Origin of the sequence: Flavobacterium daejeonense DSM 17708 (assembly GCF_000425425.1) — a bacterium.
Classification (GTDB): domain Bacteria; phylum Bacteroidota; class Bacteroidia; order Flavobacteriales; family Flavobacteriaceae; genus Flavobacterium; species Flavobacterium daejeonense.
The window spans coordinates 82938-96446 of sequence record NZ_AUDK01000002.1 but is presented as its reverse complement, the minus strand read 5'-3'; the positions used below and the strand labels follow the sequence as shown (position 1 = coordinate 96446).

Annotated in this window: 7 protein-coding genes; all 7 read right to left on the bottom strand. The window is 33.3% G+C overall.

Annotated features, from left to right (window positions below):
• Positions 1–7: 7 nt before the first annotated feature.
• Positions 8–1699 (bottom strand): DUF885 family protein, encoded by a 1692-nt coding sequence (locus H599_RS0102330; RefSeq protein ID WP_026712633.1) that lies wholly within the window; start codon positions 1697–1699, stop codon positions 8–10.
• A gap of 40 nt (positions 1700–1739) precedes the next feature.
• Positions 1740–4799, bottom strand: a complete 3060-nt coding sequence (locus H599_RS0102325; RefSeq protein ID WP_026712632.1) for a beta-L-arabinofuranosidase domain-containing protein — start codon at positions 4797–4799, stop codon at positions 1740–1742.
• 143 nt (positions 4800–4942) lie between these two features.
• The gene (locus H599_RS0102320; RefSeq protein WP_035141055.1) at positions 4943–7195 is read right to left on the bottom strand and encodes a S9 family peptidase; all 2253 of its coding nucleotides are present in this window, start codon (positions 7193–7195) and stop codon (positions 4943–4945) included.
• Between the two features lie 238 nt (positions 7196–7433).
• Positions 7434–8312 carry a phosphate acyltransferase gene (locus tag H599_RS19095; RefSeq protein WP_316930433.1) on the bottom strand — a complete coding sequence of 293 codons (879 nt, stop codon included), beginning with the start codon at positions 8310–8312 and terminating at the stop codon, positions 7434–7436.
• 235 nt (positions 8313–8547) lie between these two features.
• Positions 8548–9957: an APC family permease gene (locus H599_RS0102310; protein WP_026712630.1), complete on the bottom strand. Its 1410-nt coding sequence runs from the start codon at positions 9955–9957 to the stop codon at positions 8548–8550.
• 72 nt (positions 9958–10029) lie between these two features.
• Positions 10030–12189 carry a S9 family peptidase gene (locus H599_RS0102305; RefSeq protein ID WP_026712629.1) on the bottom strand — a complete coding sequence of 720 codons (2160 nt, stop codon included), beginning with the start codon at positions 12187–12189 and terminating at the stop codon, positions 10030–10032.
• A 64-nt stretch (positions 12190–12253) separates the two neighbouring features.
• Positions 12254–13486 (bottom strand): NAD(P)/FAD-dependent oxidoreductase, encoded by a 1233-nt coding sequence (locus H599_RS0102300; protein WP_026712628.1) that lies wholly within the window; start codon positions 13484–13486, stop codon positions 12254–12256.
• Positions 13487–13509: the final 23 nt, after the last annotated feature.

Sequence of the window (13509 nt, the reverse complement as noted above, 5' to 3'; positions counted from 1 at the left end):
TTGTCCTTTATTTAAAATCAGTTGAGAATTTCCATGTTGATCTATAATCCTCATTAACTTCTAAATTTTCAAGCAAGATTCTTAGCATTTCTACAGGCATCATATTCTCTTTTAAAACACGATCGTGAAATTGCTTTTCAGTCCAACCTTTAGCTATTAATTCCTTTTTCAATGCATAAAATTGTAAACCACCGGTCATATACGCCATTTGATACAAAGGAGCATCTCCGCTTGCAAAAGAACGTCTTACCTCAGCCTCAGCATTAGCATATTCATGACCCACTTCGTTTACCAATAAATCAATACATTGCTGTGGTGTCATTTCACCTAAGTGGTATTTTAGTGAAAATATAATTCGGGCACAACGATGAATTCTCCAAAATAACATCCCTAATTTTTGTTCCGGTGTTTGCGGAAATTGTTTGTTCCAAAGTTCAATTTCCCAATATAAAGCCCAACCTTCCATCCAAAAAGGCGTATCAAAAAGTTCTCGGTACGGCTTATTACGACTATTCATAAAAAACTGCAAGTTATGTCCCGGCAACAATTCATGCTGTACAGTAGCGCGCGAAAAATTAGGATTATTTCCTCGCATGCTCATCAGTTTATCAGACTGATCCATATCTTCTGTTGGATATGAAATACTAATTTCCCACCCCCCTGTAAAAAACGGATTAATTTTTTGACGTTCCGGTGTCATCATAATCATTTGCCAAGTCTCTTTAGTTAAATCTGGCAAAGTAATTAAATCTCTTTCCTCAATAAATTTTACCGATTGATTGTACAAATCAGTTATGGTTTGAGGTTGTTCTCCGGCCGGAACATAGGTTTGTTTTACATGTTCTAAAGCAGCTTTCCAGTCTTTTCCGTAACCTAATTCAGTCGAAGCTTTAATCATTTCCTGTTTGCACCATTCAAATTGCTTTTGTGCAGCAAGAATCATTTCCTCAGGTGTATAAGGAATGTATTCAAAAGCAAAGCTTTTCAAAACGGCTTCCCTTCCTAAAGGTTTTCCAATAATTCCACTTCCATCATCTTTGATACTTGTTTTGGAATAATTAGTACTTAAGAAACTACTATATTCTTTCAATTTTGCTGACAAACTTTGGTATGGTTTTTCCATCCACCAGGTAAACTCAGGATCGTAACTATAATAAAACCCATAAGCTTCTTTTAATGATCTTGCAAATGAGTTCACCGCTTTCGAGGCTTTCTCTGCCTCAAACCAATCTTTAAAAGGTTTATTTTTAAGCAATTCTATTTTTTTATTGATATTAGCTTCAGCAATACCAAACTGCTTTGCCAAATCAGCAGATACTGGCTTCTTTCCTCTTCTTCTTTCTTTTATAAAAACATTAATATCTGTTGTAAAATCAATTACCGAAGCAATTTCTTTAAATGATTTGTATTCTATTTGTAAAAAGTAATCGTCTTTATTGATAACGTTTTTCAACAATAAATAATCTACTTTTCCTTGTTGAGAGAGACTCTTAAAATCAATTTCTTTTATTGTTTTTTTCCAATCCTCATATAACTTTGAAAAACGTACATAATATTCCTCTGATTCTCTGTTAGAATAAAAATTTTTCAGCGCGGTTTTATCAGCTTTATATGTATTGACTACATCTATGAGCTCGCTGGAAAAAGTGGGAGTAAGCATAAATAAAAATATAATAAAGGTTAAAATTGATTTTTTCATACAAATGAATTTAAAGATTTATACTTCCATAATCTAAACACTATTTTAAAGTTACATCGAGATAAACCGAATGACGATCATAAGTATTATAAAATGGCTTGAAGATTACTCCATCAATAGTAAACTCTAATTTTTCAGGATTTCCCTGAATTGATTTACTAATATCTTTAGCATCAAGGGTTACTTTTCGCCAATCTTTTCTCGGTTCTGTTTCTTGAGCAGCAAGTAAAACAGGGCCATAAAATAAACTGGCAATATTTTGCTGATCCATGATAGGTTCTAAATGAAATTCAAATGGCATACGCAATTCAATTGTATCTCCATTTTTCCATTTACGACTTAGAGTAATATAACTACCCGGCTGAGCTTTTACAGTTTCTTCTTTTCCATTTATTTTAACAAAGAAACCTTTTGTTGCCCAATGTGGTACACGTACATTAATATCAAATTTACCTTTACCCTTAATGGTTAATAATGTTTTATCGGTATTTGGAAAGGAAGTTGTTTGCTCTACAATTACATTTTTATCAGTCCATTTCAACGTTGAAGGCATAAATAAATTCACATACAATGCATTATTATCCTTGCTTTTAAAATAAATTGAATTTTGCAATTTTGTACTGCTTTCTAAGGCTGTACCATTACAACAGGTAAAACCTGACATGTCACCATTACTGAATTGTTTTGTCGCACCGGCTCTCAAGGACACATGATACGTATTTGCCGGACTGTCTTCAGCTACAGATGCAAGGATATGATTGTATAAACCACGTTCATAATAGTCCATTAATTCAGCACGCTGATCGTATAAAAACAAATCACCTGTTAGTTTTAACATATTATAAGTGGCGCAAGTTTCATTTTGCCCACCTGCAGACAACCCATTCTCATAAATAGTAGATGGTTGTGCAATAAAACATTCCGCATTAGCAGGATTACGTGCTCCGGCTACACCACCTATACTATATTCGTATTCATTAGTAACTTTGTACCAAAAATTATCAGCAACATGGTAATAAGCAGGATCATTCGCATTACGGTACATTTCAAGTGCACCTACAATTTGCGGAATATGCTGATTAGCATGCAAACCTCTGAAAGTATCAACATTTTTAGCTAAGCCATGAGAATGCTGTACATCTCCATAAAACAACTTAATATTATCGAATAATTGAGCTACTTCCAGATATTTATGATCATTGGTAATTCTATACAATCTTGCCATTACCTCGTTCATCCCTCCAAATTCACCAGCTATATACCTATTCCACATACTCACTAATGTCTCAGTAGGCAATTTACTTAAGCGGGTATTAACCCAGGTTCCCATTCCTTTGGCTATTTCAAGTGCTTTCTTGTTACCACTAACTTCATAAACATCAATCAAACCAGCCAAAATCTTATGTAAGGTATAATAAGGTGCCCAAATTTGAGTTTTTTGCCCTCCATAATTGGCTCCTTTTTCCAGCATGATAAATTGATCCGGCGGATAAGCACTGATGAAGCCTTCTCCCCAATTCCAATAATCCTTGCGAATACCTTCATCACTTAAATCAGAATCATAAGTTGTTTTTCCTTGAACCGGAGGTACAGCAGTTGGATCTGACACATAAGATCCTCCAGTTGTTTTGGGATGGCCAGACATTTGGGCTAATTGATACAAGGTATTCACCATGTATTCCATTTTATTAGCAAAATTTGCCTGCAATTTTTTATCATAGCCTGTACCTGCATAAGCCTGCGCAATCGCAGTAAGATAATGTCCAGTAGCGTGTCCTCTTAATTTTGTTTCCTGACTGTCCCATACTCCTAGTGGATTTGCCCCTACAGGTTGTTCCTGACCAAAAGCATTGCGAAACATAAAGAGAAAATCATCTGGATTAGTTTTAACAAGTGTGTTTATGAATTTATCTCTATTTTCAATAAACTTTGTATTATGCCCTTGAAGATCTGTATTCAAAGAAACTTGATCTAAATTGAAAACCTCTAACTTCTTGTTTGGTGGTGTAATCTCTTTACTATTTACTACAGTTATAATTGCTTTCGGTTTTAAATCAGAACCAGCAATACGTCCTGTCACAGTATAATTTCCAGCTTTTAACACATCGCTATTATCTTTTGGCGAAGGCCAAATCACACGTACATCATGACCCCGAACCCCGTCTTTATAAACACCCTTTACGTAACTTGGAATTCTTGGAAGCTGACCTAATTCTGTTTGTACTTCGACATCAGATACATTAACTAAATATTCATTATAAAGCTGAGGATTTGTTTTAGAAAAAACCTGAAGTACATCTACACCCCCTTTTTCTTCATTTACATCTGAGTTGCCTTTCCCCGAAGCATTTTTATAAATCATGCTAATTTGCTTTTCGCTCAAAGGAGTTCGGTAGATTCGAAAATCATGCAATTTAGCGTTGAGATAACCATTTTCATCTATCAAAGATTTACCAATATATAGCTTGTTTTTAATCGCAGAATTTTTGCCAAACAATTGCTTCAATTCCAAATCCATATTTTTAGTTACACTTGCAAGTACACCATTAACATAAGTGCTCATTGTTTTATCTGAAATTGCAATAACTATTACCACATGATTCCACTTATCAACTTCAAGAACTGCTGATTTAGAGTTATAATTATTTCCGGATTCAGTGGCTATTATTGTTTGAAAACCATTCGCTTCCTTAGTTCCCGTTGGAGCAACAAAAAAGTGAGACTTAGCAGTTTTCCCGAAGTCAAAAAATAGTTGCCCCGATTGTCCAGAACACAAATAAATCCATCCCGATATACTTACAGATTCCTCTCCTATCAAGGCTTCACCTGGCAGAGTTACATAAGCTTTACCATTTGGAGATAAAGACAAAACCTTACCGAACAACATATCATTTTCAAATTTAGCTCCTGTACCTTGGATCTTTCCATGCCAGTTATTTCGAGACCAATCTTTAGTATCTCCATCAAAAACATAGCGGGCTATCAAATCTGTTTCGCCAATTCCGTCTAAAATTTGATCTCCACTTTGCGCCAACAAAGTAGTAGTCCCCAATGTCCAGAAACTTAGCATACCAAAAATAAATGACTTGTATCTTTTCATATTTAGATAATATTTGTTTTAAAAAAATATTGAATTTGCTTTGAAATTCATTTAGCGCTTGCATTAAGAGCTTATAATGCCCTCCTGAAAATTAAACTTTTTTACTAATTCTAAAAATTTCAATTTCAGACCTTAGAAAAAAACTATTTGTATACTTTATCCCAAGTTGGTGGTGTAACCCCCATTAAATGTTGTACAAAATAATCTCTACGCTTGCGTTCACCGTAATCTCCTCCTGCCGAATGCCCCATCCCTGGAATAGTAACCAATTCAAAGTTTTTATTGGCTTTTATCAAAGCATTTGCAAACTGCATTGTTGAAGCCGGATCGACATTGTCATCAAGCTCACCTAAAATCAACATTAAATTTCCGCCCATTTGAGCTGCATTGGCGGTATTAGAACAAGCTTCATATTCAGGTCCTATAGGATAACCCATCCATTGTTCATTCCACCACATTTTATCCATTCGATTATCATGACATCCACAAGAAGAAACAGCTACATCATAAAAATCAGAATTAAATACTAAAGCTGCTCCTGCATTCTGCCCTCCGGCTGAAGTTCCATGAATTCCAACTTTATTGATATTCATATAAGGATATTTAGCAGCTGCTGCTTGCATCCACAATTTTCTATCCGGAAATCCACCGTCTTTTAAATTTTTCCAACATACATCATGAAATGCTTTGGAACGATTAGAAGTTCCCATTCCGTCAATTTGTACTACAATAAATCCTAATTCAGCTAAGGCTGTCATAGACCAATAATAAGGCTGAAAATTCTTTGGCACAAAAGAATCCTGAGGTCCTGCATAAATATATTCGATTATTGGATAAGTACGATTGGGATCAAAAGTAGTAGGACGCACAATAATCCCCCAAATATCTGTTTTTCCATCTCTTCCTTTTGCAGTAAAAACTTCAGGAGCTCTCCACCCTGCATTTAACAAATCAGTAATATCTGCTTGTTGTAATTTTACATTTACTTTTGAATTTGTAACACTTTTCAACAAAGTAACAGGAGCTTTATCTACACTTGAATATTGATCCACATAAAACTGATAATCCGGAGAAAAACTCACTTTATGATTGCCCTCTTCAGTAGTTAAACGCTTAAAATTTTTACCATCAAAATCAATACGACAATAATGTAATAAATATGGATCCTGATTTTTATCTAATCCACTAGCTGTAAAATAAATCTGATGGTTTACCTCATCTACCTTAATTACTTCTCTTAATGGCCAATTCCCTTTTGTAATTTGATTTTTCACCTTGCCAGTATTGGCATCTATCAAATACAAATGATTCCAGCCGTCACGTTCTGATGCCCAAATTATTTGATTTGCTTTTCTTAAATTGTAACGGTATTTTTTTCCACTATAGTTAACAAAAGTTGGGCTTGTTTCATCAATAATCACTTTTACTTTTCCATCGGCTGCATTAACCTCCAAAACTCTGTAAACCTGATGCCCTCTTTGATTGAATTCAAATGTAAAAGCAGAACTATCATCCTTCCAGTCAAAATCAGAAAGCTCATACTGTTCCTGAAACAACCCCGTTGCAATTACCAAATGCTTTTTAGATGCAATATCAAATAATTGCGGACTTTTAAAAGGTAACTGATCTCCGGGTTTTAAATAATCTCTATCCTGTAATTTGGGTTGAAATTGATCCTTAGGACTAGATTCAACAAAATAAATTTTATGTTCTTCCCCTGGTCTTACTTTATAAGCCATAATTTTTCTACTATCTGGTGACCATTCTAAATAGGACGAATAATAGAAACCTTTTGAACCATCGTAACTCAATTGAGTTTCTAGCTGAGTTTTTATATTTTTTATGTATAAATTGTAGTTTTTTATAAAAGCAACGTTAAGCAAATCCGGTGATTTAACTTCTCGTTTACTTTGTTCATCAAAACGATCTCCCCAATATGCATTTCTTCGTTGAGGCTTTTGGTAGCCTCCTTGTATTTTACTTAATTCATAACTTTTTAAATCACAAGATATTTTTAAAGTATCTGTTGTAAAAACAAGATGCGAAAAATCTTTACTGAACTCTAAATTTTCAATTGGAAGTTGTTTAGAAATTATTTCCTTATCTAAAATTTCAGAAAGTGACACTGCCAAACGTTCTTGATTAAAAGCAGGAATTTGTTTTTCCTGTTTAGCATCAACCAACAGAAACTCATTTCCATTCTTAGTATTACTAATATACCAAAAAATAGTATTATTTACCCAATGAAATTCTTTTGGGGATTTAAAAACTTTATTCTTGAATAAAGAATCTACTGTATTTGCTTTTTGATACTCTTTTAAAGTGCCTTGAGAATAACTCATAACACCTACTAAAAGTATTAAAACTACACTTATATTTTTTTTAGCTTTTATCATATTATAAAAGTATATTAAATCATTTTTCGGAAATTTGTTAATATTAACCACTTCTAATACTATATTGGTCTGTTTAATAATCTGACTAGAGAAAATTAGTTAATTTATACTAAAATCACCTTTCCTTAAACAACTCTATTTTATTTAGTAGATTAATCAGCTTACTCGTTTTTTAATTAAAATTAATTTAACATCAGGCTTTGCTTACGTTGTTGAGCATCAATTACAGCTACAGCTGTCATATATTAACTATTTCATTCACACTTGCTCCTAATTGCAGAATATGAACTGATTTACTTAAACCTAACATTATCGGTCCTATTGAATCGGCTTTATTGAGTTCCTTCAATAATTTATAGGTAATATTTGAGGCTTCAAAATTTGGAAAAATTAAAGTATTGACTTTCTTTCCGGCTAATTTTGAAAATGAAAATTTACTTTGTAACAACTCCATATTTAAAGCAAAATCAAATTGTATATCTCTATCAACAACCAATTCAGGCACACTAGAATGTAAAATTTCCACTGCTTCTCTCACTTTAGTAGCATTAGAATGTGTAGAAGAACCAAAATTAGAATATGATAACATAACTACTACAGGGTCAAAACCAAAGGCAGTGGCTACATTAGCAGTCATTTTAGTAATATCGGCTAACTCTTCGGCTGTAGGTTCAATATTAATAGCTCTATCAGCTAAAAACATTGGCCCTCTTTCAGTAGTTAAGATATTGGCTATAGCTGCTTTTTTTACATTAACCACTTTACCAATTACTTCAAAAACAGGTTTCACAACAGTAGAATAAACTCTTGAATAACCCGAAATCATTCCGTCAGCGTCACCATCATGTATCATAATAGCTGCAAAATAATTACGTTCACGCATTTTGGCTTGAGCACTATAAAGTGTTATACAATTTCGCTTTCTTTTGTTCCAAAATTTTTCAGCATATTGTGCTCTAATACCTTTTGATTCCTCACTATGCATATCAATAATAGTGATATCGGCATTAAAATCAATCTTTTTTTTCAGTTCAAGTATCGTTTCTCTATCTCCGAGCAAAACAGGTGTAGCAATACCTTCTTCAAAAGCGAGTTGTGCTGCCTTTAATACATCCAACTGATCAGCTTAGGCAAACACAATTTTTTTAAAATATTTTACCGAAAACTTCATAGTGAAAACCACTATTCAAATGCTATTATTTATCAAGAATTACTAGTTTATTCATTAAATTATAATTTTACAATCACTTTATTGCTAGCAAGATTTACACAATAGAAAGCCTATCCGCATTTATGCAGATTATATTTTTTACTTTTTCAAAATGTTTTATTTAATTTTTTTTTTCTAAAAATTACTTCTCCCTTTTTATCAAGTAATAAACAGGAATTCCCAGTAGCATGATAAGCACACCCCAGCCACAAGTAGAAAATTTAGTAAATAATAAAGAAATGGAAACAGCTGAAGCTACAAAAACATAAATAGCCGGTAATACAGGATAAGCGAATGCTTTGTAAGGCCTTTCTAATTCTGGTTTCTTTTTCCTAAGAATAAATATTCCAAAAATTGTCAGAATATAAAAAACAAGTACAATGATAATTACAAAATCAAGTAAATCGCCATATTTACCAGTAAAACATAAAGCAGAAGCCCAAATACACTGTGCCCAAAGTGCCCAAGCAGGCACACCTGCATGATTCAAAACAGCTGCTTTTTTAAAAAACAGACCATCTTTAGCCATTGTATAGTAGACTCTTGCTCCTGCCAAAATCAATCCATTATTACAGGCAAAAGTTGAAATCATAATCATTATCGCAATAATCAAAGTTCCTATATTACCCAAAATATATTGAGCAGCCACTACCGCAATTCTATCAGATTTAGCAGTTGCTAATTCATCTAAAGACAAAACAGAAACATACATTACATTAATCAAAACATAGATTATTGTCACAATTAATGTACCTAAAAACATACTCAATCCTACATTTCGTTTTGGATTTTTAATTTCTCCTGCAATAAAAGTGACACCTGTCCAAGAGTCACTTGAAAACAAAGTTCCAACCATTGCTGCAGAAATTCCTGAAAGTAAGGCAACTCCTCTTATAGGTAACCAACTAGCTGTTGACAAATCAAAAGAACGAGGCGACCATGCGTTAGCCCAATTCATATTCCAGACTTCAGCTTTTGCACCAAGCAGAAATCCAAAAATAATGAGTCCGGAAATAGACACAATTTTAATTATAGTAAGAATCGTTTGTAATAGCTTACTATTCTTAACACCTCTTGTATTTAAATAAGATAGAAAAACAACAGTAACTACTGAAAGAATTTGAGCGGCATTCAACTTAAAATTTCCCGACTCAAAAAGTATATTTTCGTCACTTACTATTAAAAAAATATAAGCGGTAAACTTAGAGAAAGCCACACCTACAGCAGCAATAGTTCCTGTTTGAATGACAGAGAAAAAACTCCATCCATATAAAAAAGCAACTAATTCATTATAAGCTTCTTTCAGATATACATATTGTCCTCCAGCTTTTGGAAACATAGCACTCAACTCGCCATAACTTACCGCAGCAATCATAGTGATTATACCCGAAATAAGCCAAATAAGAAGCAACCAGCCCACTGAACCAACCTGTCTGGCAATATCTGCACTAACAATAAAAATACCTGATCCAATCATCGAGCCCACAACTAACATTGTTCCGTCAAGCAATCCTAATTCTTTTTTGAATTCTGTCTCATTATTTATTGCCATTTTGTTTCTTTTTTTAAGATTAATTAATTAAAACATGCTTAGACTATGACTGCCGGAACAACTCCAATTGAATTATTTTGCTCCCGGTGGGCAATTTTCAATAATGTATTTCATAAATGTATCATTCAGATGTTTTCTCGTTCCCATACCTTCATTAATACTATGAGAACGATTAGGATAAATCATTAAATCAAACATTTTATCATATTTGACCAATTCATTGATGAGTACTTCTGCATTTTTATAATGTACATTATCATCGCCAGTACCATGAATATATAATAAATTCCCTTTGAGATTTTTAGCATGATTAACTGGTGATGCTTTAGCGTATGCCTCTTCACTCTCTGAAGGCAAGCTCATATAACGCTCTGTATAAATATTATCATAAAAATGCTGATCAGTAACTGCAGCAACCGCAATTCCTGTTTTATAAATTTCAGGGTATTGAAACAATAAGTTTAAGGTTACAGTTCCGCCACCGCTCCAGCCGTGAACAGCTACACGGGTGGTATCTATAAAATTCCATTTCAAAATTTCTTTGGCAGCCATTGCTTGATCACGCGCATTTATAATTCCAATATTTTTATAGATAGACTTACGCCATTCTGTCCCTTTCATTACCGGAGTTCCCCGATTATCAAGAGCAATTCCAATATAACCTTGAGGAATTAAATTAGAAATAAATCCATTAAAATAAGGCACATCATTAGCTACAGAAGCTGCAGGCTCCCCATACACATAAAAAAACAACGGATATTTTTTTGTCGCATCAAAATCCAGAGGTTTTGCCATAATCCCATCAAGCTCTACTCCATCGATTGTTTTAACTTTAAACTTTTTAAGACTAAAATTTCTAGTTGGTGTTACAAAAACATCCGCTTCTTTTGGAAAAATCTTTTTATGTTCAACTAACGATAGCAGGCGTGAATTCCAATTTCTGTTGATGTTAGAATTTGTATGAACTGCATAAGCTGCATCTGATGAAAAACTATAGGTATTTGTTCCTTCAAAAACAGAAGGAGTCACTCGTTTTGTTTTCTTAGTATTCAAATTGGTTTCATACAAATAGCGTTGAGTCGCATCAGATGGACTTGACAAATGATAGATACATTTTGTATTTTTATTATAAGTCAAAAAATAGGTATCAAAATTTACCTTTGTAATTAAGTCTTTCTTTTTTCCGTCAACACTTATTTTATAAATATGCATCCAACCATCTGCATCTGAACTCCAAAGAAATGCTTTACCTTTATCAACAACTGTACAAGGAAAACTATCATATTTTCCCGCTGAGCTATCAAAAACATCAATCCAGGTATTTGAACTTTCCTGATAAACTTTATTAGCGACCCCTGAATTTGAGTTGCATCTGTAAAGCGTAACCTGATTTTGTTTTCTATTCAATTGAACAGCCATTAACTCTTTAGAGTCCAGCCATTGTATTCTTGGCAAATAATTATTATCAGCTTCACCCGGTATTTTCAACCAATTTACTTTTTTATCTGCAAGAGTAATTACTCCCAATTTTACAGCAGAGGGTTTCTCTCCTGCTTTAGGATATTCAACAGGTACTGTAAATGGATAAAGAGCATCTGTATTATTAATCATCAAATGGAATTTAGTCTCAGTAGTGTCTACTCTCCAAAAAGCTATTTGTGTTCCATCCGGACTCCATCTAAAACCATCCCTTGCCATGAGTTCTTCTTCATAAACCCAGTCAAATGTTCCATTTATAATTTTTTCATTACCATCAAATGTCAATTGAGTAATCACTCCTGAAGTCACATCTTCTGTATAAATATTATGTTTTGAAACATAGGCTATAATATTTCCATCACTAGAAAATTTAGCAAACATGAGTGAAGCCTTATCTAAACCCTGACCAATTTGTCTTCCTTGTTTTGTTGTTAAATCAACAAACCAATAATCTCCTTTTGTATTGGCCCTCCAGACTCTTTGAGAATGAGTGTAAATTAAAATTTTATCTTGCTTTGTATTCCAAACAACACTTTCAATTCCTCCTTCAAAACCAATTATCTTGAGTTGTTCTTTAGTTAAAAAAACTGTCTTTTTATCTAATTCATCAGCGTTATAAATTACCAAATCTCCTTTTTCATTCACCCAAAAAGAATGAGATTCCGGCAACCAATTTATTCGATTCAAATCAAGAGTAGTTTGTCCTAAAACAATATTTACAAAAAAGAAAAGAAACAAAACAAATCTATTCATATCAATCAGACTATTAAATTATGAAAATGCATTTTCAAAGAAAAATTTAAACCAAATGAATTTTCTATTGAAACATGGAGATATCAACTGAAGTTGGTTTTTCGGCAATCAGTTCTGCCACAATCTTACCTGTTGCAGGTGCTAAGCTTAATCCCATCATAGCGTGTCCCGTTGCTAAAATTAAATTTTTGGTTTGGGTATCTCTCGTAATTATAGGCATTCCAGAAGGTGTACATGGTCTAAACCCAAACCAGGTATCCCTTTCTTTTGGCATTGTAATATTTAAATCCGGATAAAAATCGTTTATTGAATTTACAATCCCTTTAAGTCTGTTTTGATTAATCTTGGTATCTTTAGTACTGGTAATTTCCATGGTTCCTCCAAAACGTATATCAGTATTCATTGGTGTTACGGCTACTTTTCCTTCACATAGAATAGCCGGAATACGCGGCTTATGAATTCGATCTTTAAGCGTAAAACTATAACCTTTTCCTGGTAAAATAGTGATGGATAAATTAAGTTTTTTAGCCAATTCAGGACTCCAGGAACCTGTAGCTAATACTACCTCATCTGTAGTAAAAACTCCTTTATCAGTGTTGATACCTGCTATTGTATTTCCTCTAAAAATAAAATCTTTTACATAAGTATTACTATATATTTCCACATCAAAACGTTTCAATTCAACCTTAATGAATTGCATGAATTTTTGAGGATATAAATGTGCATCACTTTTATAATGAACACCACCTATCACGTTAGTTTTAGTACCTGTTTCTAATTTAGCTACCTGTTCTTTAGAAAGAAAATCAACCTCTAAACCTAATTCTTCTGCCAATTTCCCTTCATGATAAATTTCTTCTGCTGTCTTATCGGTTTTATAAAGCATTAAAAGTCCTTTTTCTTCATAAAAAAAAGAAGCACTTTCTTTAGCCAAATCTTGATATAATTCTTTACTTAAAAGTGACAAATTACAAAGAGCTGGCATCGATTTTTCAACATGTTGCGGAGTAGCACTTTTATAAAATTTCCATCCCCATTTTAATAAATCTATGTTCAATCTTGGCTGAACATAAAAGGGACTTTGACTGTCAAACATCCATTTTATTCCTTGCGCCATCATTCCGGGTTGTGCCAATGGAATAATATGAGAAGGAACAATCATTCCTGCATTTCCATAAGAACAACCATCTGTCATATCCGACTTATCAAAAACGACTACTTCATGACCTTCTTTAGCCAAATAATAAGCTGAACACAAACCTATTATACCACCACCAATAATACTTACTTTTTTCATTATCCTATAAATTTAAAAATCAT